We start from the raw sequence: 23,309 nt of genomic DNA on the forward strand, positions 1-23,309 counted from the left end.
AATCGAAGTTCTCTGGCTACGGGTAGAACACCTCTTCGAGGAAGAGGCCGCACGCAGGTGCGGTGTACACCTCAGTGGTTCGAACCTTTTCTTCGAGCAACTCCGCTATGCGATCAGCGGAGAGCTTTCCAGACGCGACCCGGATCAAAGACCCGGCCATTGAGCGGACCATTCGATAGAGAAAACCACTTCCGCTGACTTCAAGGCACCAATCACTGTTACCTTCGGAGATCAGCTTTACTGATCGGATGGACTTCACTGGATTCTCTTGCGGATGAACTTTTCCTGCAAAAGCAGTGAAGTCGTGCGTGCCTTCGAATTCCTTCAAGACCTTTGTAATCCGTTCAGATCGAAACTCACGCTCGATATGCCAGCAGTACCGAATCGAAAAGGGATTTGGAGGACGAGTGGAGAACCTATATTTGTAGGACTTTCCAATGTTGGAATGCCGCGCGTGAAAGTCATCCGGAGCTAAACTAGCAGCCTCAATCCGGATGGAAGCCGGAAGCTTCGTATTTACTGCGCGGCATAGTGCTTCCCCATTGTGATTCCACGGGAAGTCAAAGTGAAAGCACTGCCCGTTAGCGTGAACACCGGAATCGGTTCGGCTGGCTCCGTGAATTTTGATGGAATCTCGAAGAACCTCTGACAGTGCGCCTTCGATGAAATTCTGCACGGCAGACCCATCTGCTTGGCTCTGCCAACCGGAATAATCCGTTCCATCGTAGGCGCAGGTTACTTTCCAACGAGTCATTCGGTGGCTGTCTTAGGCCTACCTGGGCTTTCGCGGTGCGCAATCAAGCGATGAGCCAACGACACCGCATTACAGAAACTTTGTGGTGATCCCTCTCGTTTTCCCGCAAGGGCAAATGCTGTGCCGTGGTCAGGACTGGTTCTTACAAATGGCAATCCGAGGGTAACGTTCACGGAGGAGTTGAAATCCACCGTTTTCAGCGGTCCGAGCCCCTGATCGTGGTAGAGTGCGACGACGACGTCGAATTCTCCCTCAAGATGACGGAGAAATAGGGTGTCAGCGGGGAGACATTCCGAAAGCCCTGGGAACTCGGGTTGCATCTCAGAGAGTATCGGATCGATAAAGTCGCGCTCCTCCAGTCCAAGCACTCCCTGTTCCCCTGCATGCGGATTGAGTCCGCAAACTCCGATACGGGGCGATTCGAGATCTGCTGTTGCACGTGCAAGGATCGCAGCGTGTCGAATGGTGCGGACGAGATTGATTCTGCTCAAAGACTGCGGAACCTCATTGAGAGGAATGTGCCAGGTCACCAGGGCAACTCTCATCCGCCCACCCGCAAAGGCCATAGTGGGCTCCCCTCCCCATCGAGCCGCAAAAAACTCCGTTTGTCCGGGGTGAGGAAAACCTGCTTTCGCCAGCCACGATTTGCTGACTGGTGCAGTGACCACCCCGCTGTAAAACCCTTGCAGGCAGCCGTGAGCGACCGATTCAAGACAGGCAAAAGCCGTCCGGGCCCCTTCAACATTGGGTCTTCCCGGCATTGCGCCGGAGCGGCCTACCTCTATCCCGTGAATGGGGTGGATTTGCTCGAGTCGGGTCAGCCAGTCGGCTGGACCAACGAAAACGTAGTGTGGTTCGGAGGTTTTGTTTTCGCTCCACCACGCCTCCACGACCTCAGGGCCGATTCCGGAAGGATCTCCTCCAGTGATCGCGATTGGCAGCGAGTGCTTGCTCGTGAGTGCCTCTACCGGTTTCGGAAGGGATTCAACTTCTGGCAATGGAACCTTTGGCATAACTGCGGCTAGAGGGGACGAAAAACTCACAAAAGCGGATGGCCTCTGGTGACTTGGGCTTTTCGATGGTCTTCACGGTTGAGACGGGATTTCCCGGTGACCTGAGAATGAGATGGTAGAGCTCTTTTAGTTCACGGATCGTTTCAGTAGGGACTTTTCTCCGGCGAAGTCCGATGAGGTTAAGTCCCGATACATCATCCCTCTCACTAATTAGAAGGAAGGGCGCTACGTCTTTGGTGATTCTCGCCGTTCCTCCAATCATTGACCCTTCGCCTATTCTGGAGTGCTGGTGGACAGAGGAGTTCCCGCCGAGGAACGCGTTTCTACCAACGGTTACATGGCCTCCGAGAAGAGCGTCACTAGCAGCGACTACACCGTCCTCGAGCAAACAATCATGCCCTGCGTGAAAACCGGCCATCAAAAAGACTTTCGAACCAATCCGGGTATTTCCGCCTTCATGAATGGATCGATGGATCGTTACCCCTTCGCGGAGGGTCGACTGGTCCCCGATCACGACACCTGAAGACACCGTCGGATCAAATTCCAGGAAGTTCGGATCGCCCCCTGTGATCGAAAACGAATCAATCAGACAATCGGCGCCGATTACTGATCCTTTTCGAACGACTACGTGAGACCGCAGGACAGTTCGGGGACCGATCTTTACTCTATCCTCGACGACACAAAACGGACCGATTGTCACCCCTTCTCCGATATTCGCTTGGTCGCTTACGATAGCTGTGGGGTGAATCATTCAGAGCGGACGTTAGGTAGCCGTGACGCCGCGTGCAAGGGTAGAGAACCAGTTCAGGAGACTTATCACCTAGGCTCGATCCGGTGGAGGGAAGACCAAATGTAGCCAGATTAGAAATACTTTTTGGGGCTCGGATCTTGGCCAATGAAGGCATCTGCCCCGGCGTTCCAGGCGGAGAAAATCTGAGTTGGAGTGGGTGTAATCTATTGACATGTGGGACATAGTGGGGCGAAATGGGGCAAATAGGTTCACGAAGAACCGGAATGGTTTACAATGGTCGCCGCAGAAAGAGCGTTTTACGTTGGGGAGTTTTCTCACTCTCTTGATGCCAAGGGTCGTCTCACGATCCCTTCGAAATGGCGATTTCAGGGGGACGATGAGGAGGTGTATCTCGCCCTGCCGAATCCGGGCGGGTTCATTACGGTTTACCCTCCTAAAATGATTGATCGCTTTGAAGAGCAGGTCTCAAAGATCAGCCTTGGCGATCCGGCAGGTCAGCGGCTGATGACTCAGCTTGGCTCAATGTCTCACTCCTTCGGCTGCGACAAACAAGGGCGCATCAATTTGAACGAAAAACTCATCGCGCACGCCCAGATCGGTAAGAAGGCAGTTTTAGTTGGGAACTTTAGCTATTTTAGCATCCATTCGGCCGATCGTTACGAGGGCGCGGATTTGAACGATCCGGATCTGATGAACCGGATCCTGCAGCAGATCAATGTCTGAGGAACTACAGCGCCAGATTGATAGGGGCCACGAGCCAGTTCTTCTGCGAGAGACTCTCGAAGGTCTTGCCGCGGACCGTGGCGGCAAGTTTCTTGACGCCACTTTCGGTGGAGGCGGACATTCCCGGGCAATCCTATCTGCAAACCCGGCAAATCGACTCATGGCTTTGGATCGTGATCCTTCAGCTGGGGAACGCGCGGCTTTGTTCGAAGCCGATTTTCAGGGCCGCTTCACTTTTCGAGCCATGGATTTTGGGCAACTGGAGAAGCTTGAGGAAAGAGACTTTGACGGGATTCTTTTCGATCTGGGTGTATCCTCTTTTCAGCTGGACGAAGGCAGTAGGGGTTTCTCGTTTCGAATGGATGCTCCCCTCGATATGCGGATGGACCCCGGATCGGGTATTTCCGCCTCCGAATTTCTCGAAACCGCAGAAGAGAAAGAACTGGTCGAGGCGATCCGTGACTTCGGTGAAGAAAAATTCTGGCGGCGTATCGTTCAGTCGATAACGGACGCACGGGGAACGGGGAGTCTCAGTCGGACCTCCTCCTTCGCGGAACTCATTGTCAATGCGGTACCAGCGATTGCAAAAAGGAGCCGGATCCATCCTGCCACACGAACCTTTCAGGGAGTCCGTATCGCTGTGAACCGTGAGCTGGACTCGATTCAGGATTCGCTTCCGGAAGCATTCAACCGATTGGCACCGGAGGGACGCTTGGCTGTGATCAGTTTCCACTCGCTTGAGGATCGCTTGGTGAAGCGGTTCTTTCGCAGGAAAGCGGGACGTCCAGAAGGTGCCAATGACTCCCGACCGCAGGATGAACGGACTGTCGAAGCTACCTTACCATTTTCCCGTCCAACTCGTCCAAGCGAGGACGAGGTTCAGGCGAATCCTCGCAGTCGTTCCTCTCGCTTACGTTTACTCGTGAAGAACCCAAGTCCATGAAATCAACTCCCCGTCACGTCTTACCACCCCTGAACCTGCTCCTTCTGGGAGTCTTTCTGGCAGTTTGTTTGTTTGGGGGTCTGTCCCAGGTTTGGATTCAAAGACAGATTAGCCACACAGCTGATCTTATCGAAGATCATGAACGAGCCTTGCAGGATCTCGAGCGAAAGAACCGCTACATGAGCAGTCGACTTGCTGAGGCTCATCGACCCGATGAACTGATCCGTCGTTCCGGAAATAACCTAATCCGTCCAGACTGGCGGAATATCGTGCAGGTGGAGCGCGCCTATGATGCAGACGGAAATCGGGTGGTTCGGATGGTTAGTTATGGTGCGCCCCTCGAAGTGGCAGCCAACCAATGAGAACAGCCCTTTTAACGTGTTGCCGCCATTTATAGGAGGCTTTCGCTACGGCCTGATATTGATTGCGATTTTCGCGTGTTTTGGGGCGATTTTCTTTCGACTGCTTCATCTGCAGGTTTTTGAAAGTGACCGCTATGTTGCTTTTGCGGAAGAGAGTCGAGACCGCTATGACCGTCTCGTAGCCGCCCGTGGACCCATTGTCGATCGGGCAGGAAATCTACTGGCCTCGACCCGGACCGTTATTGAGTTGGGGGTTGATCCTCAAGCGCTCGTTCGGGAGGATTTCACGAAGGTCGGAGATTTGGCATCCATTCTTGGCGTGCCACAAGATGAGATTCGGCGGGCATTTGAAAAGAGAGAGCGAAAAAACCCGCGGACCGGAGAGATCGCTGAGGTGCGATGGGTAAAATTGTCCGATGCAGTTTTTCCGGAAGACTACGAACGGATTCGGGAGCTCGGCATTCGCGGCGTCTACGGTCACTACGAGAATCAGCGTGTGTATCCTGCAGGTTCAATGGCTGCACATTTGGTGGGATTTGTAGCCGATAACGGTGAGGCTTACTACGGTGTTGAACAGGCTCTCGATTTCTACCTCGACGGTCAGGATGGTTGGCGAGAATCCGAAAAGGATGGTCGTCGGCGTGAGATGGCGCAGTTTCGCTTTCGCGAAGTCGCCCCACGGTCGGGTCTGGGCGTCGAGCTTTCTCTCGACCTCGTCTTGCAAACCAAAGTTGAGGAGGAATTGGACGCGATCATGGAAGAGTATGCGCCCGATTCGGCCTCGATCATCGTTTCAGACCCGAGAACCGGCGAAATCCTCGCCCTTGGAAATCGTCCCACCTTTGACCCGAACTATCACAGCAAATCGGACAAGACCTCATGGAGAAATCGTGCACTTACTACGGTTTATGAGCCGGGTTCTACCTTCAAGATCGTTGCTGCTGCCGGAGCATTGAATGAAGGACTGGTTGATCCGGAAACCGTTTTTGACTGCAGCGAGTCCCGCGTCGCTTACAACGGGCGAACCGTGCGGATGCCGGCGGACCACAAGACCTATGAGAGCCTGAGCGTTGAACAGATTGTAGTGAAGTCAAGTAACCGGGGCGCCGCATTACTCGGCATGAGCTTGGGCGACAATCGACTTCATGACTACGCAAGACGTTTTGGATTTGGAGAGAGGACAGGGCTTCGGCTGGGTTCTGAGTCGAGGGGGATTCTCCATCCTGTTGAAGATTGGGACGGCTTAACCATCTCCCGTCTACCCATGGGACACGCGGTTTCCGCTACCCCGGTTCAGGTCCACGCGGCGATGGCTACGATTGCTGGGGGAGGGATTAGAAAACCATTGAGGTTGATTAGGCGGGTATTTGATGCCGAGGGAGAGACGGTCCTTCAATTTAACTCTGGAGAAGAGAAACGGGTCATTAGTGAGGAAGTAGCTCACACCATGGCGAGTTTCCTCGAGATGGTTGTAGGTGCGAATGGAACGGCTCGTCGTGCGTTCCTCGATGGATTTCGGGCGGCGGGTAAGACCGGCACCACTCAAATGATCATTGATGGACGTTATTCCAACGAACATCACGTGGCGTCTTTTAGTGGATTTCTTCCAGCCAATCAACCGAAGGTGGTCATCACGGTCGTTGTTGAAGATCCACAGGTCGATGGAGTTGGCTATGGAGGAGTAGTTGCCGCTCCCGTTTTTCGAAACATCGCAGAAACTGCCTCCCACCATCTTCAAATATTGCCGGATGGAGTGATCGGGCAGCGAATGATAGCATTGTCAGAAGGGGATCGATGAGGCTCCCTGATCTCCAGATCAGCACTCTGATCGAGAATCGCTTTTGGTCTCCTTCGGTCGTTCCCTACGCTGGAGGGGGCGGTAGCTCGTTGCCTGAAGTTCGTCTTCTCAGCGAGCTGGTGGGTGGCTTTCCTTTGGTCGCACAAAAAGGATCAATGGAACAAGAGGTTCAGTCCATCATCACCGATAGTCGAAGAGTAGTTCCCAAGAGTTTGTTTTTTGCCCGAAAGGGTCTGAGGACAGATGGTCGTCTTTTTGTCGAGGAAGCGATCGATCGTGGCGCAGTCGGCATTGTTTCGGAGGATCCACCAGGGTCCCATGCTGGCGTGACGTTCCTCCAGGTGGCGTCGGTTCCTGAAGCACTCGCTTCGATGTCTGGAGAATTTTACGGTTGGCCGGATCGAAAGTTGCAGACAGTTGGCGTGACTGGCACGAACGGGAAAACGACGGTTTCCTGGTTGGCGCGTGAGCTGATGGCGGCAGACGGAGCGAAATGTGGGCTGATCGGTACGATCCACTACGATCTCGGTGGTAGGACAGTTCCGTCTTACAAGACTACGCCGGAGTCAGTAGACACGTTTTCTTTGATGAGTCAGATGATTGGCGCTGACTGTAAGTCAATGGTCATGGAGGTGAGCTCTCACGGGATCGACCAGAAAAGGGTTCAAGGGATTGATTTTGACATAGCCGTATTTCTCAACCTGACGCAGGACCACCTGGATTACCATTACAGCATGGAGGAGTACTACCAGGTGAAAAAGCGACTCTTCGACGGTGGGATCGGGACCAAACCCAAACTGTCGATCATTAACCAGGACGACGAATATGGACAACGTCTCCTGAGAGAAGTCGGAGAGTCGAGCAGTGTCCGCACCTTTGGGCTTGGACCGCAGGCAGACTACCGGGCGGAGGCGATAAGGTTTTCTCGGAGTGGTGTTTCCTTCCGATTGATTACCCCCAGCTGCACACTCAATCTCAAAGCGAAGCTGGCGGGTCGGTTTAACCTTCTGAATATTTTGGCAGCGGTCGCCATTGCTGAAGAGAGTAGCTGTGATATCGAAAAGTCGACTGCGCTTCTCAAGTCATTTTCAGGTGTGCCAGGTCGACTGGAGAGGATCGACGAGAAGCAGGGTTTCGAAGTCTTCGTAGATTACGCCCATACCGATGATGCTCTTCGGTCCACTCTGGAGGTGTTGCGAGAGATCACCCCGGGTAGAATACATTTGGTTTTTGGGTGTGGAGGAGACCGTGATCGTACAAAGAGACCGTTGATGATGCACGTTGCCCAGACTTTTGGAGACTACTGTTGGGTCACAGCCGACAATCCACGATCCGAACCGTTGGAAAGGATTTTTCAGGATATGAAGCGAGGGGTTAGCAAACCCGATCAGGTGGAGTTCATTGAGGACCGGAGGATGGCGATCAGTATGGCATTTGACGCCGCCAAACCCGAGGACACCGTCCTTATCGCTGGAAAGGGTCACGAGCCCTTTATGGAATTTGCAGATACGATTGTTCCCTTCGATGATCGGCAGGTGGCGCGAGAATTGGTTCGAATCAAGAGGCACAAACCCCAAGGCTGACGGTCCGATGGAGAGCGTTCTGAAAGAGGGAGAAGTAGTCTTTCGCCGACCCTTCTTCGACGAACAGCTGAGCGCGGAATGGATCAACGATGCTGATTTTGCCGGAGCGACTGGATTCGCTATCGATTCACGAAAAATTTCGGCAGGAGAGATTTTCGTGGCCTTGAAGACGGCGAACAGAGATGGCCATGACTATTTAGTGGACGCCCTTTCGAGGAATGCCTCCGCGGCCCTCGTTGAGCATCCTCGGGAAGAGGTCGATCTTCCCCAGATCGTGGTCGAGAGCACAGAGGCTGCTCTACAAACACTTGGTTCTGCCTGGAGGAAGGAATGGGGTGGTCGTGTGATTGCAGTAACAGGCAGTTGTGGTAAGACATCGACCAAAGAGGTTCTCGGTTTACTTCTCGGGGAAGAGGATACCTTTGTTACGCCGGGCAATTTGAATAACTACCTCGGAGTTCCCCTTAGTGAGCTGCAACTGCGAACCAAGCACAAGCGCGCGGTCTTGGAAGCGGGAATCAATGAGCCTGGCGAAATGGCAAACCTCGCCAGGATGATCGATCCTCAGGTGGCGGTAGTCACTACGATTGGCCCCGCCCATTTGGAGAAACTCGGCTCCTTGGAAAGGATCGCCGAGGAAAAAGCCCACTTGCCGTTACGGGCGAGCGAAAGAGTATTTCTGGGGCCTGCGTGCTCGGAATACGGAGCGTTTACAGAAGCAGGATTTTCGGATCCACACTGGCTTCTTCCGGTTGCTCGGACGATTATTCATCCCCCGGAGGGAGAGCTTTGGCGCTACAACGTGGTTTCAGATTTGGAGACCGGACAGAAGACCGTGCGGATTCGAAATCAAGTTGTCGTGGAATTTCCACTACCGGAGGTAACCGCCGGGATGGTTGAGAACATTTGCCTCGCACTGACTGTAGTCTTGCGGGAAGGGGTGTCTCTCGAGAAGGCGCTGAAACGTTTGGAGAATTGGTCCCCTGCTCGCCAGCGAGGTGAAGTGATCGAAGTCGGTGGTCGAACGGTTTATGCCGATCACTACAACGCAAACCCGGCCTCGTTTGCTGACGCGGTGACGTTCTTCCACAACCGATTTGAGGGGCAGACGAAAGTTTGGATACTTGGTGGAATGGAGGAGCTGGGAGAGGAGAGCCCGGCATGGCACCGCCAACTCGCAACCGCGCTTCCGGTAGAAGAAGGGGATCGGGTGTTTTTGGTAGGTGAGGCTACGAAAGAAATGATCTCCACGGTGGAACGCAGCTTAGGCAGTGAAGCTGTTCTGCAAGTCAACGCAGTCGAAGAAATTCTGGACAAGGTCAAAAGAACGGAAGGGATCATATTTCTGAAAGGAAGCAGAAAATTTCGGCTAGAAAAGGTTCTTGAGAGCCTGGCTGAAGACGTGAGCTAGATGGGGCTTTCAGGGTAGGGCCTGTATCAGATCTCATGCGAAGAAGCAGAGGTTTTCACTATCAATCCATTGCATCTCTTTCTGCACTCGGTCTGCTTCGTGAAAACAACGTTTTTGCTCAAACCAACCTTCAGACAAGCGTTGCGACGGTAACTGCAAACCACGGGTGCTCTTCAAATTCTTTCCAGTAAAAGGGGTCTACCACTGAGTAGGCGACCGGGCCGATGAGTGTTTCGGGCCATTCCACGGACTTGAATCCTGCATTCTCAAGCTCTTCCGTAATGGTTTCCGGGGTCCACATGGTGTTTTCCGCGCTCACGGTGTTGTCCTCTCCGTAGCGGATAGTCCAGCGGACGCGGGCCCCATCACCGTAGGGTCCGGAATGGGTGAAGGTCGCGTTGTCCTTTGCAAAGTTCTCGGGATAATGGAAGAGCGAATCAAAGTTACTCCCCATGTGAACGAAGCGTCCGCCAGGCTTGAGGATCGCTGCGAGTGAGCGACACATCGCCCGCAAATGGTCGCGGGATACCGCGTAGTCCAAGAGCCACTGCGCCGTGGCAACGTCGAATTGCCCCAACGAGTCGATAGATGCGGCAAGCTCTCCTCCATCGGCGACTTCGTAGCGAATGCCAAGGTGGGTTTCCTGCTCCTTCGCTCGGGCGAGTTTGACCATCTCTTCCGAAATATCGATTCCGACCACTTCCCTTGCTCCCATGAGGGCCAATGGTCGCGTAAAGTATCCGTCACCGCAGGCAACATCGATTACCCTTTTGCCTTGGAGCGAACCTAGCGCTGTGAACAGAGCATACGGCTCGGCGTACTGTTTCCAACGCACCGCTTTGGTCTGCAAGTAATCTTCCCCAATGTCGTCGTATTGCGTCCCCATGGAACGACAGTAATCGAATGCGGTAGACGATGGCGAGTGGAATACTCCTCTCTCCGCTGTCGAACTTGGGAGATTAGTGAAGGTAGGGCTTGCCAGAGCGAATAGATCAGTGGACGGAAGCCTGCTATTTCGGAGCGGTGTTTGAATCCCTATCCAAAAGCAGGTTTTCGTTCAATTTCTACTTGCCGTGAGATACCCTGGCGGAACCAAAATTTTCGGTCCGAATGGAGGAAGTCTTCTTAGTCCCATAGACTTTCCCCGACGGAACTCCAATTTCCCGTAGTCTCTTTCCGGCGTAGATATTTCGTTCAATTTCTTCCAAGGGAACGCCTTTGGTCTCGGGGAGGAACTTGATCGCGAGGGCAAGGCCGACCACGGTGAAGCAGGCGTAGATGAGCGTTGTGGTTGTCATACCAAGGTCCTGCTTCATGACTGGAAAAAGTTGGCTTACGAAGTAATCGACCAGCCAATTCGCCGCGACGGCGATGGACATGCCGATTCCCCGGAAGCGAATGGGAAAGATCTCAGAAATGATCAGCCACGCAAGCGGACCGGCACTGATCGCAAAGAAGATGATGTAGAGAAGAATGCTGGTGAAGATGAGGTAGGTCGTGAGGCCGGGCACCGTTCCCTGTGGAACGGCATTGGATTGATTTGAGGCACTCGCAGCGTCCGTCGCAGAGCTGGAAACTTCTTGGTTTGCGTTCGGGGCTCCCGTTTGCTGGACGGTCTGCACGGAAGATGTCTGGGAATGGACTTCGCTTGAGGGGGCTGGTCCGGCCGCCTGTGCCCGCTGGACTTCGTAGACGTGGAAGAGGTAGGCCTGGACACAGAGCATTACGACGATCCCGCTGACCCCTATGATCATCAGTTTCCTTCTGCCTAGACGATCGACGAGGAGAATGGAAACAACCGTCGCAATCAAATTGACAACCCCCATTGCGACCTGAGCCCACATGCTGGCTGCATTGCTGAAGCCGCCTTCTATGAAAATCTCAGGACCGTAATACATGTCTGAATTGATCCCAGTCGATTGCTGGAAGAACTGGAGGAAGAAGCCAAGAACGACTACCGGTAAAATCAGCCTTCCAAAAACGGCTCGGAGGGTGCCAGTTTCAGTGTTTTGGGTAGCCTCATGGATTTCTCCAAACGTTTTCCGAGCGTCATTCCTACCCATCATACGGGTAAGAATTTCGTATCCTTTGTGAAGCATCCCAGTCTCAATCAGCCACCGTGGGCTATCCGGCATCTTCAGCATTCCAAAAAGAAAGAGAAGAGCGGGCGCTAGGCCGCAGGCGATCATAACTCTCCAGTTGAGATCGTTGCTGGGGATGAACGTATCGACCACGACGCCTACGATGAAAGAGACGAGGATACCGACTACGATTGAAAGCTGGTACATGAACAGAATTCTTCCCCGCGATTCCGGAGGGGAAACTTCAGCCATATACATCGGGGTAATCACTGCAGAATTTCCTACCGCGAAACCCATCAGGAGCCTCGCAGCGACGAATACCCAGAAGCCAGGCGCAAGTGAGGCTACTGAAATTCCAAGAATGAAAAGGAACGCATTGAGGAGGAGCCCCTTTCGTCTTCCCAAAAGATTGGAAACTTTTCCGCCGAGAATTGCCCCAAATAGAGCTCCCAGCGGAACGCAGGCAACCCAAAGGCCCATGAGGAAAGGCTCCTCCGTGATTGAGAAATGCGCGTTTACTGCTCCGCCGCACGCGGCAGCGATTGAGGCATCAAATCCAAAAAGGACACCGGACATCGCCGCCACGATTCCGACGATGAAGCCACTGATCGGTTTCAGGACTCTTTTCTCAAAGTCGGTTTCCGCCTGCGCGAGAACTTGATGGATGGATTTGGGTAGGGAGGATGAGGTAGCAGAAGCTTCTTCAGTCATGGGAGAGATGGGATGGGGGAGTCATCTCTGAAAGGGGTTTTTCAGCAGATGAGTGGAAGTTAGAGGACTTTACAGTTTTTTGCGAATCGAAAATCAGACTCTCCAAATGTGGAGGGTGTGATTAAAAATGCGGGGTATCGGGCTAATTCCACCGATGCGGACTGGAGCCCGCGCTCCTCAAGACCATCACGATGGAGCGCGGACTTGAGTCCGCACCAGTGGAGTAGTGTGTTTTCCGTACTACCCCGTGGCTCTTATTGCACCCAAGAATGGGATTCAGCTCTGTCCTAGCTTGAGAATGGCGGGAGCGAAGAAGGGTGCAGGTTCTTCCTGTAGTTGCTTCCGGAATAGATTTCCGAGGCTACAGTCACCTTCACCACTTATTGCTCGGTCTTCTTCACACGCTTTCGAATCACCTCGCAATAGTCGGGATCTTTTTCGATTCCGGCCCATTTTCGGCCATGCTTTTCCGCTGCTGCTGCCGTGGTGCCGCTTCCTAAAAAGGGATCGAGGATCCAGTCGCCGATAGAGGAACTTGAGAGGACGAGTGCCTCGATAAGAGCGATCGGTTTTTGGGTCGGGTGTCCCACCTTTTCCTTTGATTGTCCTTTGAGTGACGGGAATCGAAGAATATTGGTTGCGTACTTTCCTTTGCGGAGGTGCTCCATGCGCGCCTCAGGATCCTTGTATCTTTTATCAGCGGCGTATTTGCGAATCGTCTCCTTATTGTAAGGGATGCGGACGGCGTCTTTGTTGAAATAAACGTGGCTAGAGGACGTTTTCTTCAGAGCAAGAATCATCTCAAACTGTGGAGTGAAAGAGTCCCGCCGTTCATTGTAGCCGACTGCACGGTCCCACACTATCAGATCATGAAATGCGAAGCGCTGACTAAGCTCGGCGCAAACCGATAGGAAGATGTGTTCCCGTTTTCCGGGTTGTCCAAAAATATAGAAAATCCCGTCTTCAGAGAGGTGGTTGAATGCCTTTTCCACCCAGCCGATTATCCATGTCAGATACTCTTCTTGGCTCGCCCATTGGTTGTCCCATCCTTCATCCGTCTGCACCTGAAAATAAGGTGGGTCGGCGATGATGGTCTGAAATGACGAGGACGGTGGGTTCTTCAACCCGGCGCTTACATCGCCCTCGTAGAGATATCCACGACTACAGGGCTGCCAGGTCATCCAGCAAAGAATGGGTTGTTTTTCTTCTCCTCGGCTACGGTGGTCAAAGGACCATGACCTGGGCAGAGGATGGTTTCGGGATCGAGGCTTAGGAGGTTGCGCGAAATGGACCGCAGCGCGTTTGCGTAATCGGCTGCACATCCACCGACCGATCCAGCAAAAATTGCATCACCTACGACGCAGATCGGCCCATCGGGACTATCGAACCGAAACGAAGTTCCTCCGGGAGTGTGTCCCGGCGTCGAAAGACAGTCCAAAGAAAAGGGACCAACATCGACTTTTTGCTGCCACTCAATCGGTTGGGTTCCAGCGATCTTCTCGATAGGATGGGCGTAGACCGGACAGTCGGGGAATGCGCCTAGCAGGGAAGGGAGGGCTGCGACGTGATCGGGATGGCCATGGGTGAGAACGACTCCGACCAGTTCCAATTGGTTCTTGGACAGGAACTCAAGGATTGGCGCGGCATCTACTCCGGTGTCAAACAGGACCGCCCCACCATCGTTCGAGTAAAATAGGTAAGCGTTGACGTCCATGGATCGGAAGTGACTCACGAAGACTCGCCCTTTGGTCAGTTCGATTGGATTGGGAAGCCATGCTTTTTGTGCCGACTGAATCAGGGTCTTGCTATCGAGGTTGAGTTGTTCGGCGACTGCTGAAATCGCTTCTTCATCCACTTCACCGCTCTTCAAAGATTTCAGCAGACCAAGCTCAATTCCCGAGCGTTCGGCAAGTTCCCTATTGGTCAACTGAAGGCCGCTCTGAGCTTTTGAGAGGATGTCCTCACTAAAGTCTTCGAGGTGGGTGTAGGTGAAGTTCATCGGCTGAATCAGTTTGTCTCTGGAAAGTTCTGGAAAATGATGGTGAAATGAAACGTGGAAAAACGCCAGCGAGATGGATCACTACAGCGGCAAAAATTGTGGCGGACTGCCGTGTCTTTTTAGTGAGCCAGCAGTCGAGCAGGAACGAGGAGAATGGGCGAAGCAGAAACTGGTATGTAATCAATACAAACGACTTCGTAAATGTCGTTGCGATTACGACGGAAAATGAGCTGGTTTTGGTTCGGCAATTTCGGCACGGGAGCGAGGAGTTTTCTCTGGAACTTCCTGGAGGTATGGTCGACGATGGTGAGGAGCCGCTCGAAGCAGGAGTCCGAGAATTACTGGAAGAGACCGGGTTCGCTGGGGAAAACGCGCAGGTATACGCTTCCTGTAATCCAAATCCTGCGATTATGAATAACACGTGTCACTTCGTTCTTATTCAGGACGTGGTTCATCGGTCGGAAGTGAGCTGGGACGAGAATGAGGAGATGGAGATCGAGTTGATGCCGATGGATAAAGTGAAAGAAGCCTGTCGTCGGGGCGAGTTTATGCATTCGCTGACCTTAGCGGCTCTGATGCGTTATTTTGTGGCAGAGTAGAACCATAAAAGACTACGAGATTTGATGGGGGGCACGCGGTCACGCTGGTCGCATTGTCACAGTGGGGACACTTCTTCTCGGACACCGAGATGACGTTGCTCCAGAGGGCCAGATGAATCGAGCGTTGTTCGTGAATCGCTCACCAGTCTGTGTCATTTATAAGCGACCGCGGCACTAGAGGGACCAGCGAGCGGGATGACCTCGAATCGACTAAATCCTGCTTCCCGGCACCAGCCGAAGAATTCTTCCGCGGTGAAGTCGAAGGCATCTCCAAACTCCATTAGCATGGTGAGTGACATGAACAGGCCAAAGGTATTTTTGCGTCGCTCGTTATCGATCAACGCTTCCACAATTACAAAGGCACCGCCGTCCGGCAGAGCATCATAGGCTTTTTGGACCAGCATCTTCTTTTGTTCCAGGCTCCAGTCATGAAGGATCATGCCCATAGTGATGATTTCAGCAGAAGGTAGAGGGTCCGTAAAAAAGTCGATCACCTTCGTCGAGATGCGGTCGGTTAATCCTGCCTCCGCGATCTTGCGGTCTGCGATCTCGGTAACCTTCGGCAAATCGCAACTCGTGCACTGGATTTCGGGATGCTTCTTGGCGATGAGACGGGAAAGGAGTGCGTCCGCGCCTCCAATATCGACATGGGTTTTGTATTGATTGAAGGGAAACTTCTCTGCGAGGAGATCGAAGTTTAGGAATGACTGTCCATGCATGGCGTCCATGAACGTCTCCAAGCGATTCTGATCCTCGTAAAGGGACTCGAAAAACGATTTGCCAGTATGTTTAATCTCGCTTTGTGGTTCTCCCGTATGAAGCGCTTCGTTGAAGTCTGCCCAAAAACGAAAGTTACGCATTTCCCACAGCTCCAGACCACCTCCGAGGTAAGAGTCTTTGCCTTTTACAAGGTGGGTTTCAGTTGTGGCATTATTACAAAAGACCGCCTCTTCTCCGTCTCCCTTGCGGTCTAAGAGATCGATTGATACCAAAAGGTCTAACCAGTCTCTGGCGGGGCGTTCTTTCAACCCATATTCTGAACAGATTTCCTTAAGAGTCATCGGGCCCTCGACCAAACGCGTGTACAATCCGAGCCCCGTGGCTGTGAGGAGAGCCTTTGAGGTCCCGTACCCGGATGCGATGTTCATCAGGTGGTTAGGGTCTGGTTCTTTCATTTGACGTTATGGTCCAGCACAGAAGGCGTAGGAAGGCGAATGAAATTGAGTCAGTAGGGCTAACCTGGATCGGATTGAGCCATCCTTTTTCAGTGATTGCTCTTCTGGGAAGATTAGAGATCATCGAGCCCCGATGCACCGGCATGTTGACTTTATCTGGCTAGCTATGGAGAAGGGTCTCCACAGCGAATAAGTGGGGAGTGAATCACCTCAATCCACTTTCGCATTCTCTCCGCTGGAGCTGTTTCGGGGTTTTAGTAGTCGCCCTTTGCTGTAACGTTTCTGTCCTTTTTGTTCCCTTTCTCGACTTTCGTCAGGGTCTATCCACCGAGACTTACACGATTTTTCACACTGTTGAGATGCTTTGGGCAGAGGGTATCTATGCTCTCGCGGTTCTCGTAGTGGGATTTTCTCTGATTTTTCCCTTCTTTAAGCTTTTTGTTCTTTTCGCTGTCGTTTTTTCAGCAAAGCCGGGGCGCATCCGCTTGCGGATGCTCAACCGGGTGGAATTGCTTGCGAAGTGGTCGATGCTGGACGTCTTCTTGGTTTGCCTGGTGTTGACCCTCACCTCGGGCCAATTTCTCGTCAGCGCGACTCCCAAACTGGGCGTGCCGCTTTTCATTATCGCGGTAGTGCTCAGCATGATCGTAGGTCAAATCCTGGCCCACCGGCTTCTCGAGCGTTCGAAACACGGGCGTCAGCTAAGTATCCTCCAGATGAACCCGACTCCTCGAACTCGGTTGATCTTGGTTGGGATTTCCGGCTTCACGCTTTTAGGGGCGCTCACTTTGCCATTTCTGAAAATCGAAGCGTGGTTCCTCGTCGACGACTCTTTTAGTGTTATAACCGTGGTCCCCTCGCTAGCGGAACAAAAGTCTTACTCTGCAGTTTTCGCGACGGCTATTTTCCTGATCGTCTTTCCAGTGGTTCGTTGGCTGGTTCTGGCTGTTCGTTCATGGTATCTCTGGAAGGGCAAGGAAAGGGCGGCCGAAAACAGGCTTTTCCTTCTCGCACGTTACTGGAGCATGCTCGACGTTTTCGCATTGGCCCTCGGAGTTTTCCTTTTGGAGGGAAGGTCTTTCGTCCCTTCAGATGGGCAAATTGGGATGGCCCTGTTGGTCGGGGTAGTCCTGGCAAACGTTTTGATTGAGCGTCTTGTGGAGTCGGACCCCGAAGAGAAGATTGGAGCTCTCGCTGCAACTGAGGAGGTCTGACTGTTGGAGCAATGGACTCGTGCGTTCGAAAGCAAAATATGAAGTATCACAAAAACCATCCCCCTCATATCGTAAGAGCAAAAGAATTTGATGTGGGACACAATCCTGGCCAGGCCGGGCATTGCCTGCTCTACGGCAGGCACACTGCAGGCGCCCTCTCGTTATCGGTGTCGATTTTGAAAAAGGGATCAGAGGCCCCGCTTCATGTCCACAGCCGCGAAGATGAGACGTTTTACGTCATTTCCGGCTCGCTGGATGCTCGTGTGGGAGACGAGCACCATACCCTCTATGAAGGAGATGCCGTCTTCTTGCCAAGAGGTCTACAACATCGGTTGCTTTGTCTTAGTGAAGAAGCCAAACTTCTGATGTTGATCCACCCGCCGGGTCTTGAAAAGTTTTTTGACGAGGTGGATCAAGCCGTTTCGGATGGTCCCGCTTCGAAAGATCAAATGAAGTCGCTCTCGGAAAAATACGGGATCACAATTTTGGACGAATAAGAGGAGAAAGAAAGTTTCGCCATTTTCCAGATATTTAGACTCAAGCGGAATTGGTAGCTTAATGCCACTTCTCTGAGAAAGCCTCTAATCCTTGATCGTAAACAGAGCTCTCTGGAGGGCCCGCGTCCCCGCGGGCCGTAGTATCGGTGGATTTGTAGCAACGGTCGCCTGGACAGATGACTTGCGATCCACGTCTTCGATCATCCGCCTGCGCGGACTTTGGCCCTTCGACAGACTCAGGGCGGTGAGCTTCGTCGAGCCGCGAGCTCAGTCGAGTCGCGGATGCTTCTACAGTCTTTGCTACTCACAAATCAAAACCAGCGAACCGATGTCTACAGACTCAAACAACTCTTCCATATCCGGGTTGGAGAGGAGGATGCAGCCTGCGCTGGCGGGGTGGCCGAGTCGATTTTCATGGTTGGTTCCATGAATGTAAATGTAGCGGTCGTGTGAGTCGACACCCCTGCCCTGATTGACACCCGATTCGAGACCTCTAAGCCAAAGAATTCTGGTCGTGATTAAATTGCCGAACTGTTCGTCTTCCGGCATCTCCCAAAATCGTTTTCCCACTGAGACTCGTCCCTTAAACACCGTTCCCCTTGGCTCACCATCGCCGATTGCATCTGAAATCTCATGAAGGCCGATCGGCGTTCCTTCCGAATTCTCTACGCAGGAGGGTGGATTTCTTGAGGTCGAAATAGTGAAAGTGCGCCGAAGAGCCCCTTCCCGATAGAGATCGAGGGTCTGCTTTGAAATGCTGACTGTGAGCGAAACCGGAGTGGGGGTCGTTGACAGGGCGATGCACTTATCAATAAGAAGGGAAAAATCTTTAGTATGAATAGGGACGGACATGAGTAAGGGGAGCCGAGTAGGAATTGTAGGAGCGACAGGCGCTGTTGGCATTGAGTTGATGCGACTCCTGGAGAACCGCGCTTTTCCAGTCGAGGAGCTGCGACTTTTGGCCTCCAGTAGGTCGGTTGGTAAAGAACTCGAATTCCAAGGGGAATCCATTCCTGTGCGGGAAGCAAGGCCGGACGAATTTGATGGGCTCGATTTTTTGTTTCTCAGTGCAGGAGGAAGTCGTTCGCAGGAGATGGCCCCGGTGGCTGCGAAAAAGGGTGCAGTGGTGATCGACAATAGCTCGGTCTTTCGGATGGATGATAGAGTGCCACTGGTCGTGCCCGAGGTGAACCGTAGTGCACTGGAGCAACATCAGGGGATCATTGCCAATCCCAACTGTTCGACAGCGATTACCCTGATGGGTGCCGCGCCGCTTCATCAGAGCTTTGGGTTGAAGAGGATGATCTGCTCGACCTATCAGGCGGTCTCCGGGGCAGGTGCTTCGGGGATTGACGAATTGGAACGAGGAGTCGAAGCCTGGATGCAGGGCAGGGCTCCAGAACCCTCCACCTTTCCTCACCCGATCGCCTTTAACCTCATCCCTCATGTCGATCAGTTTCAGGACTCGGGCTACACGAAGGAAGAGGTCAAGATGCGGGATGAAAGCCGAAAGATTCTTGGCCTACCAGAGTTGCCGGTGTCCTGCACCTGCGTCCGCGTTCCGGTCTTCCGTGCACACGCGATCAGTGTCTTTGCGGAGTTCGAACGAGAGGTGGATGTGGCTACTGCGAAGGAAGCGATTCGCGCCTTCGACGGTGCGGAGTTGGTCGACGATCCGGCAGACTCGGTTTACCCCATGCCGCTGAACTATTCCGGAAGGGCCGCTTGCGGAGTCGGCCGCCTTCGTGAGGACGACGCCCTCGATAACGGATTGGCCTTTTGGGTAGTTGGTGACCAACTCTGGAAAGGCGCGGCTCTGAATGCACTACAGATCGCGGAGTGTTTGGTTTGAGGAAATGTCCCTAAGGCAAGTTTCTCACAGAGGCAGAGAGGCGCGGAGTAACCTCGCTACAAGGTTCTCGTTTTGGTATCCGTTTCGTAATCCTAATCGGAATTCGGGATCGTTCTCGATACTTCTCGATAGCGATACCGAGACCGAACGTTACTCTTTAACCTACCGAAACAGCAATTGACACCCTGAGGGTTGTCGAGTGGCCTTTGAAGGGGAAATCCCTATTTAACTTCTGCTTCCTGACACCCGAAACCCGACACCCAAAGTCCGTTCCCGTATCCCGATTTCAAACTTCCCTCTTCTAACTTCAAACTTCCATGAATGTTGTAGCGCGAATATCCTCTGAATGGCGTCGCCGGATGCTTTTGCTCTTTCTCATGATCTTTGGGATGGGCTGTTGGTTCCTCACAGATGGATATCTCGTCTGGCCAGCGGAGGCGGAACGTTATGCTGCGTTTAGAGAGATTGCAGATGAGATGATAGCCAGCGGTGACGCCGAGGATGAAGAAAGCTCGGTCCTTCAGCTAGCTTGGCAGCGTTTTGCCGAGGAGGCCGATTACCCGGCCGACATCCCTAAAGAACGCACCGATGCCGCGATCCGTGAGCAAAGGGTAATCGGTTGGTCGTTGGTTTCCGCTGCGCTGCTGTTTTTGGCGTGGGTCGCTTGGAACCACACGCGATCCGTTGTGGTCGAAGGTGAGGTGATTACTGGAGCTTCCAAAGAAAAGGTGAATTTCAACCAAATCGTTGGAATGGATCGAAAAAAGTGGAAGAAGAAAGGCATCGCCTACGCGATTTACGAAATAGACGGCAAACAAAAAAAGCTCACCCTCGACGACCATAAGTTTATCGGTTGTGAGGAGATTATCCTGGAAGCGGAGCGTAGAATCGAGGAGCGGAAGAAGGAAACGGTTGGGACGACAGAGCAGTCTGAAGCGGGAACTGGTTGACCTCCGACGGCAGCGTTCGCCTGAGTCCACAGTCACTCAATTCCGTTGAGCGACCAATCGTAGGATTGGTAACGGATCGACCATTGGTCGGCGTGGTGCCTCATGTCCATCGCGACTTCAGGAGGAGCAAACTCAGCAAGGTAACGGATGACTTCTGTATCGGAGGAACCAAAATCCTCCTCAAACCATGAGAAGATTTTCGAGATTCGCGCCCGCCGTTTGGAGAGGTCGAAAGTGTTGCGGGAAGTGTCCGCTAAAAACCGTCTTCCCTCTTCGTTGAGCTGCTCATCCAAACGATCCGGCACGTAAGCCTCGCTTCGCAAAAGCGGGCAGGAAACCGCCGCGCATACAATTGCAAAGTGGATGCGGGCATCCTCGAACTCCGGTCGGATGATGTCGTGCTCGATTTCGTTGAGTGTGTATGTCTCCCCGCCGACGTCCGCAAAGCGAATGTCCCACGCGGTTCGTTTGATCAGCCAGCCGATGACCATTCCTCCTGTCGCCAAATCATGGATACTATCTACCGGATAGGCATCGGCGATGAGTTTGAGGGTGTAGGCGTTGTAGGCATTGATCCACAACGCAAGCCTTTCCTCTTCTGTTGGTAAGGTGGCAGGGTCGGTCTCCGCGAGACTGGCTAGGTATTCCTCCAATCGGGGATCATTCGCTAGTGCTGCGTAGTCAACCAGCCCATCCTCAACATGAGTCTCTAGGACGGCAGTAAACAGATTGTGATCGGGTGCGGCCACCGAGAGGAGCGACGTTCCCCCAAAAAAGAGCAATGTGAGCCCTACGTGACGAATTTTTTGCAGCCAGACCAAGGCAAAGTGGCTCCACCTCTGAAACATCCGGAAAAGATCGAAGCTCAAGTGAGAAAGCGTAAATACTCTACTCATGAGATTTCAGAGCTTCGCAGCCGGTGGATAGTTGCGCACTAACTTCTCTGGTGACACTCCAGCAAGAAAGCGCAGAAGCAAAACGGCGTTGTGTAGTTGTTGCCTCCAGATCCCATGCGTTCGAAAACGACGGGAAGAGGTGGTTACCGAAGCTGGGAGTACATCGATAGGCCGGGTCTTTCGGGCCCGCCTCAAGAGATCGACATCTTCGAACAGTGGGATGGCGCGAAAACCACCCAATGCTTCATAGGCTGATCGAGTCACCAGTATCCCTTGATCGCCAAAACGGGTGAATACCGAATCGAAACGAGTCCACCATGCGCTGAAGCGAAGGAAACGGCTCGCGTCGTCAAATCGTAGTTGAAACATCGCCAGGCGTGCGTTGGCGCTTGTCATGTAAGCCTTCGCGGCCTCGACGGCTGCTTCATCCAGTCGAGTGTCGGCGTGGAGGAATAGCAGCCAATCCACATCTCCGGCCTCACGTGCTCCGGCTCTTAGTTGAGACCCACGGGATTTGGGTAAGTCGCGGCATACTTTTGCGCCAAAGGCGGATGCCAAATCGCCGGTATCATCAGTGCTGCCACCATCGGCCACGACTACTTCAGCATCGGCCCAACCTTCGCGGACCGAAGCCAAAGTAAACGGAATATTCGCTGCCTCATTGAGAGTAGGGATCACAATGGCGAGACGGTCTGACATGTTACTTGGATTTTTCTGGCGAAGGGCTGATCTCCAGTACCAGATCCCGAAAATCGCCTTCTGCGTAACCGTCGGTGTTATCTGTATCCACCATAATGGCGACAGCCGTTACGACCGAGGGAGACTCTCCGAAGAATTGTTTGTAATCCGCCAAAACATCACGGGATTCCTGCAACCATTCCGCTGGGTTTTCTGTGGACTCGCCGTTCCGCATCACAATGTGGGCGACGAGTTTCGTGTAGGGGCTCGCGAAAGTCGCTCCCACTGGTTCGCGGGCAGACCAGACATAGTTGATCGCCCGCGTTCGCGTCGGAAAGACCGAGGTCTCAAAAACGACAAAGACCCGGGCTGCGAAATCGTCGCCTGCCTTTGTGCGCTCGGAGACTGAACCGTCGAGCTCGGATCGCACCCGCCAAGACCAAGCCAATTCGATTTTCGTCGGGTCTTCGACATCAAGTCGCCGTGCCATCGCCCGATTGGCATTGGTGGCCTTTCCAGTGACCTCTACTCCGAATTCCCCGTCCTTGATCTCGTATTCCGTTGATGCGATGAGAGGAAATCCACGAGTCTCCCAAAGCTCCTCGAACTCCTCCGCAGTTGCTCCAAACAGCTGGAGGGAATCCCCACAGAGACGTTGGGATAGGAGAAAAACGGGGAAAAGACAGAAAAGAAAGCTGACTGACCTCATTGGGCTAGGATCGTCGGCGAAATCGAAGCGATTGCAAACGGTGGAGCCATTCACCGCATGCGCTTGTAGAACGGAATCAATTCTTCTGTTCCCAGCCTCTCAGCTCGTAGTATTTTTCTTTGGGCTCTCCTGTCCATCCATTGATGCCATGCTTTGGCAACCACCAAAGATGGATGACAAAAACAAACAAGAGCATTGCTCCAAGAAATACGAAAAACCAGATTCTCCCTATCGTTGCGGAAATCAAAAGGGAAAGGCCTAAGAAAACGAGGAATTTGGCCAGCCGTCGCCACTTTGGAGTGCCTTCCTCAAAATGGCCGAAGAAAATGTTCCCAACCGCAAATAGGCTAGAAACAAGGGCTACTTCAAACCACATATCATTTCTCCGTTGTCACTGTTTAACTTCTGCAGAACGCAACTTTCTTAGTGAAGCACAGCGTTTTACGGCTGTTTCTTCAACGGAATTGAACGCTTAATGACTCACAAAGACCTCCGGATAGATAGCGAATAAGCCCATCGCTGCGAGTAATAGCAAAGCAATGGCAGTGGCGTCTTCCATAGTAGCAGATCGGAATTGATTGGAGAGAGTGAAACGAGAAAAACTCAAAAA

At 52.9% G+C, this 23,309-nt stretch carries 24 protein-coding genes; 11 read left to right on the forward strand and 13 right to left on the reverse strand.

Features of this window, described 5'->3' with window-relative positions; all coding sequences use genetic code 11:
- Window positions 1–16 precede the first annotated feature (16 nt).
- Genes truA through lpxA form a run of 3 tightly spaced genes read right to left on the reverse strand, consistent with a single transcriptional unit; the run spans window position 17 to window position 2,518 of the window.
- Window positions 17–754, reverse strand: a complete 738-nt coding sequence (gene truA / locus AAGJ81_00860; GenBank protein ID MEM0964684.1) for a tRNA pseudouridine(38-40) synthase TruA — start codon at window positions 752–754, stop codon at window positions 17–19.
- The gene (gene pdxA / locus AAGJ81_00865) at window positions 751–1,767 is read right to left on the reverse strand and encodes a 4-hydroxythreonine-4-phosphate dehydrogenase PdxA (protein MEM0964685.1); all 1,017 of its coding nucleotides are present in this window, start codon (window positions 1,765–1,767) and stop codon (window positions 751–753) included. The genes truA and pdxA overlap by 4 nt, the downstream gene beginning before the upstream one ends.
- Window positions 1,739–2,518 (reverse strand): acyl-ACP--UDP-N-acetylglucosamine O-acyltransferase, encoded by a 780-nt coding sequence (lpxA, locus tag AAGJ81_00870; GenBank protein MEM0964686.1) that lies wholly within the window; start codon window positions 2,516–2,518, stop codon window positions 1,739–1,741. The genes pdxA and lpxA overlap by 29 nt, the downstream gene beginning before the upstream one ends.
- Window positions 2,519–2,791: 273 nt before the next feature.
- Between lpxA and AAGJ81_00875 the strand changes: the two genes are divergently transcribed.
- The 6 genes from AAGJ81_00875 to murF are packed head-to-tail and all read left to right on the forward strand — an operon-like array spanning window position 2,792 to window position 9,338.
- The gene (locus AAGJ81_00875) at window positions 2,792–3,241 is read left to right on the forward strand and encodes a hypothetical protein (protein MEM0964687.1); all 450 of its coding nucleotides are present in this window, start codon (window positions 2,792–2,794) and stop codon (window positions 3,239–3,241) included.
- Window positions 3,234–4,184, forward strand: a complete 951-nt coding sequence (gene rsmH, locus AAGJ81_00880) for a 16S rRNA (cytosine(1402)-N(4))-methyltransferase RsmH (protein ID MEM0964688.1) — start codon at window positions 3,234–3,236, stop codon at window positions 4,182–4,184. The genes AAGJ81_00875 and rsmH overlap by 8 nt, the downstream gene beginning before the upstream one ends.
- Entirely contained in the window at window positions 4,181–4,546 is a 366-nt protein-coding gene (locus AAGJ81_00885; GenBank protein ID MEM0964689.1) for a hypothetical protein, read from the forward strand. The genes rsmH and AAGJ81_00885 overlap by 4 nt, the downstream gene beginning before the upstream one ends.
- A complete protein-coding gene (locus AAGJ81_00890) occupies window positions 4,512–6,344 on the forward strand; it encodes a penicillin-binding protein 2 (GenBank protein ID MEM0964690.1) in 1,833 nt (610 codons plus the stop codon). The genes AAGJ81_00885 and AAGJ81_00890 overlap by 35 nt, the downstream gene beginning before the upstream one ends.
- Window positions 6,341–7,927: a UDP-N-acetylmuramoyl-L-alanyl-D-glutamate--2,6-diaminopimelate ligase gene (locus tag AAGJ81_00895; GenBank protein MEM0964691.1), complete on the forward strand. Its 1,587-nt coding sequence runs from the start codon at window positions 6,341–6,343 to the stop codon at window positions 7,925–7,927. Before AAGJ81_00890 ends, AAGJ81_00895 begins: the two co-directional genes overlap by 4 nt.
- Entirely contained in the window at window positions 7,869–9,338 is a 1,470-nt protein-coding gene (gene murF, locus AAGJ81_00900) for a UDP-N-acetylmuramoyl-tripeptide--D-alanyl-D-alanine ligase (protein MEM0964692.1), read from the forward strand. Before AAGJ81_00895 ends, murF begins: the two co-directional genes overlap by 59 nt.
- Before the next feature lie 130 nt (window positions 9,339–9,468).
- Here murF and AAGJ81_00905 read toward each other — a convergent pair whose 3' ends face one another.
- From AAGJ81_00905 to AAGJ81_00920, 4 genes are all read right to left on the reverse strand, one after another.
- A complete protein-coding gene (locus AAGJ81_00905; GenBank protein ID MEM0964693.1) occupies window positions 9,469–10,224 on the reverse strand; it encodes a methyltransferase domain-containing protein in 756 nt (251 codons plus the stop codon).
- Between the two features lie 178 nt (window positions 10,225–10,402).
- Window positions 10,403–12,130, reverse strand: a complete 1,728-nt coding sequence (locus AAGJ81_00910) for a sugar porter family MFS transporter (protein ID MEM0964694.1) — start codon at window positions 12,128–12,130, stop codon at window positions 10,403–10,405.
- 380 nt (window positions 12,131–12,510) lie between these two features.
- Entirely contained in the window at window positions 12,511–13,311 is an 801-nt protein-coding gene (locus AAGJ81_00915) for a site-specific DNA-methyltransferase (protein ID MEM0964695.1), read from the reverse strand.
- The gene (locus AAGJ81_00920; GenBank protein ID MEM0964696.1) at window positions 13,308–14,129 is read right to left on the reverse strand and encodes an MBL fold metallo-hydrolase; all 822 of its coding nucleotides are present in this window, start codon (window positions 14,127–14,129) and stop codon (window positions 13,308–13,310) included. Before AAGJ81_00920 ends, AAGJ81_00915 begins: the two co-directional genes overlap by 4 nt.
- A gap of 47 nt (window positions 14,130–14,176) precedes the next feature.
- On the opposite strand from AAGJ81_00920, the gene AAGJ81_00925 reads away from it, so the two are divergent.
- The gene (locus tag AAGJ81_00925; protein ID MEM0964697.1) at window positions 14,177–14,728 is read left to right on the forward strand and encodes an NUDIX hydrolase; all 552 of its coding nucleotides are present in this window, start codon (window positions 14,177–14,179) and stop codon (window positions 14,726–14,728) included.
- Window positions 14,729–14,880: 152 nt separating this feature from the next.
- On the opposite strand, the gene AAGJ81_00930 is transcribed toward AAGJ81_00925, so the two are convergent.
- Window positions 14,881–15,903: a methyltransferase gene (locus tag AAGJ81_00930; GenBank protein ID MEM0964698.1), complete on the reverse strand. Its 1,023-nt coding sequence runs from the start codon at window positions 15,901–15,903 to the stop codon at window positions 14,881–14,883.
- A gap of 200 nt (window positions 15,904–16,103) precedes the next feature.
- Here AAGJ81_00930 and AAGJ81_00935 point away from each other — a divergent pair, with 200 nt between their 5' ends.
- On the forward strand, window positions 16,104–17,117 hold the full coding sequence (locus tag AAGJ81_00935; GenBank protein MEM0964699.1) for a paraquat-inducible protein A: 1,014 nt from the start codon (window positions 16,104–16,106) through the stop codon (window positions 17,115–17,117).
- Window positions 17,118–17,155: 38 nt separating this feature from the next.
- The gene (locus tag AAGJ81_00940; protein ID MEM0964700.1) at window positions 17,156–17,614 is read left to right on the forward strand and encodes a cupin domain-containing protein; all 459 of its coding nucleotides are present in this window, start codon (window positions 17,156–17,158) and stop codon (window positions 17,612–17,614) included.
- A 300-nt stretch (window positions 17,615–17,914) separates the two neighbouring features.
- On the opposite strand, the gene AAGJ81_00945 is transcribed toward AAGJ81_00940, so the two are convergent.
- Complete coding sequence (locus tag AAGJ81_00945; GenBank protein MEM0964701.1) at window positions 17,915–18,466, reverse strand: L,D-transpeptidase; 552 nt, start codon at window positions 18,464–18,466, stop codon at window positions 17,915–17,917.
- Here AAGJ81_00945 and AAGJ81_00950 point away from each other — a divergent pair.
- The gene (locus AAGJ81_00950; GenBank protein MEM0964702.1) at window positions 18,465–19,466 is read left to right on the forward strand and encodes an aspartate-semialdehyde dehydrogenase; all 1,002 of its coding nucleotides are present in this window, start codon (window positions 18,465–18,467) and stop codon (window positions 19,464–19,466) included. The two genes, AAGJ81_00945 and AAGJ81_00950, sit on opposite strands and share 2 nt — an antisense overlap.
- 317 nt (window positions 19,467–19,783) lie before the next feature.
- Window positions 19,784–20,416 (forward strand): hypothetical protein, encoded by a 633-nt coding sequence (locus tag AAGJ81_00955; protein MEM0964703.1) that lies wholly within the window; start codon window positions 19,784–19,786, stop codon window positions 20,414–20,416.
- Window positions 20,417–20,448: 32 nt separating this feature from the next.
- Here AAGJ81_00955 and AAGJ81_00960 read toward each other — a convergent pair whose 3' ends face one another.
- From AAGJ81_00960 to AAGJ81_00975, 4 genes are all read right to left on the reverse strand, one after another.
- Window positions 20,449–21,312: a DUF547 domain-containing protein gene (locus AAGJ81_00960; GenBank protein MEM0964704.1), complete on the reverse strand. Its 864-nt coding sequence runs from the start codon at window positions 21,310–21,312 to the stop codon at window positions 20,449–20,451.
- A gap of 6 nt (window positions 21,313–21,318) precedes the next feature.
- Entirely contained in the window at window positions 21,319–22,011 is a 693-nt protein-coding gene (locus AAGJ81_00965; protein ID MEM0964705.1) for a TIGR04283 family arsenosugar biosynthesis glycosyltransferase, read from the reverse strand.
- A 1-nt stretch (window position 22,012) separates the two neighbouring features.
- Entirely contained in the window at window positions 22,013–22,699 is a 687-nt protein-coding gene (locus AAGJ81_00970) for a DUF3047 domain-containing protein (GenBank protein MEM0964706.1), read from the reverse strand.
- A gap of 76 nt (window positions 22,700–22,775) precedes the next feature.
- Entirely contained in the window at window positions 22,776–23,075 is a 300-nt protein-coding gene (locus AAGJ81_00975) for a hypothetical protein (protein ID MEM0964707.1), read from the reverse strand.
- Window positions 23,076–23,309 lie beyond the last annotated feature (234 nt).

Source organism: Verrucomicrobiota bacterium, from assembly GCA_038744685.1.
In the GTDB taxonomy this organism is placed as follows: Bacteria; Verrucomicrobiota; Verrucomicrobiia; order Opitutales; family Puniceicoccaceae; genus Puniceicoccus.

Excerpts from the sequence above, each read along its gene's own strand:
- truA (MEM0964684.1), bottom strand. The coding sequence starts at position 754 with ATGACTCGTTGGAAAGTAACCTGCGCCTACGATGGAACGGATTATTCC.
- pdxA (MEM0964685.1), bottom strand. The coding sequence starts at position 1,767 with ATGCCAAAGGTTCCATTGCCAGAAGTTGAATCCCTTCCGAAACCGGTA.
- lpxA (MEM0964686.1), bottom strand. The coding sequence starts at position 2,518 with ATGATTCACCCCACAGCTATCGTAAGCGACCAAGCGAATATCGGAGAA.
- AAGJ81_00875 (MEM0964687.1), top strand. The coding sequence starts at position 2,792 with ATGGTCGCCGCAGAAAGAGCGTTTTACGTTGGGGAGTTTTCTCACTCT.
- rsmH (MEM0964688.1), top strand. The coding sequence starts at position 3,234 with ATGTCTGAGGAACTACAGCGCCAGATTGATAGGGGCCACGAGCCAGTT.
- AAGJ81_00885 (MEM0964689.1), top strand. The coding sequence starts at position 4,181 with ATGAAATCAACTCCCCGTCACGTCTTACCACCCCTGAACCTGCTCCTT.
- AAGJ81_00890 (MEM0964690.1), top strand. The coding sequence starts at position 4,512 with ATGGTGCGCCCCTCGAAGTGGCAGCCAACCAATGAGAACAGCCCTTTT.
- AAGJ81_00895 (MEM0964691.1), top strand. The coding sequence starts at position 6,341 with ATGAGGCTCCCTGATCTCCAGATCAGCACTCTGATCGAGAATCGCTTT.
- murF (MEM0964692.1), top strand. The coding sequence starts at position 7,869 with ATGATCGGCAGGTGGCGCGAGAATTGGTTCGAATCAAGAGGCACAAAC.
- AAGJ81_00905 (MEM0964693.1), bottom strand. The coding sequence starts at position 10,224 with ATGGGGACGCAATACGACGACATTGGGGAAGATTACTTGCAGACCAAA.
- AAGJ81_00910 (MEM0964694.1), bottom strand. The coding sequence starts at position 12,130 with ATGACTGAAGAAGCTTCTGCTACCTCATCCTCCCTACCCAAATCCATC.
- AAGJ81_00915 (MEM0964695.1), bottom strand. The coding sequence starts at position 13,311 with ATGACCTGGCAGCCCTGTAGTCGTGGATATCTCTACGAGGGCGATGTA.
- AAGJ81_00920 (MEM0964696.1), bottom strand. The coding sequence starts at position 14,129 with ATGAACTTCACCTACACCCACCTCGAAGACTTTAGTGAGGACATCCTC.
- AAGJ81_00925 (MEM0964697.1), top strand. The coding sequence starts at position 14,177 with ATGAAACGTGGAAAAACGCCAGCGAGATGGATCACTACAGCGGCAAAA.
- AAGJ81_00930 (MEM0964698.1), bottom strand. The coding sequence starts at position 15,903 with ATGAAAGAACCAGACCCTAACCACCTGATGAACATCGCATCCGGGTAC.
- AAGJ81_00940 (MEM0964700.1), top strand. The coding sequence starts at position 17,156 with ATGAAGTATCACAAAAACCATCCCCCTCATATCGTAAGAGCAAAAGAA.
- AAGJ81_00950 (MEM0964702.1), top strand. The coding sequence starts at position 18,465 with ATGAGTAAGGGGAGCCGAGTAGGAATTGTAGGAGCGACAGGCGCTGTT.
- AAGJ81_00945 (MEM0964701.1), bottom strand. The coding sequence starts at position 18,466 with ATGTCCGTCCCTATTCATACTAAAGATTTTTCCCTTCTTATTGATAAG.
- AAGJ81_00955 (MEM0964703.1), top strand. The coding sequence starts at position 19,784 with ATGAATGTTGTAGCGCGAATATCCTCTGAATGGCGTCGCCGGATGCTT.
- AAGJ81_00960 (MEM0964704.1), bottom strand. The coding sequence starts at position 21,312 with ATGAGTAGAGTATTTACGCTTTCTCACTTGAGCTTCGATCTTTTCCGG.
- AAGJ81_00965 (MEM0964705.1), bottom strand. The coding sequence starts at position 22,011 with ATGTCAGACCGTCTCGCCATTGTGATCCCTACTCTCAATGAGGCAGCG.
- AAGJ81_00970 (MEM0964706.1), bottom strand. The coding sequence starts at position 22,699 with ATGAGGTCAGTCAGCTTTCTTTTCTGTCTTTTCCCCGTTTTTCTCCTA.
- AAGJ81_00975 (MEM0964707.1), bottom strand. The coding sequence starts at position 23,075 with ATGTGGTTTGAAGTAGCCCTTGTTTCTAGCCTATTTGCGGTTGGGAAC.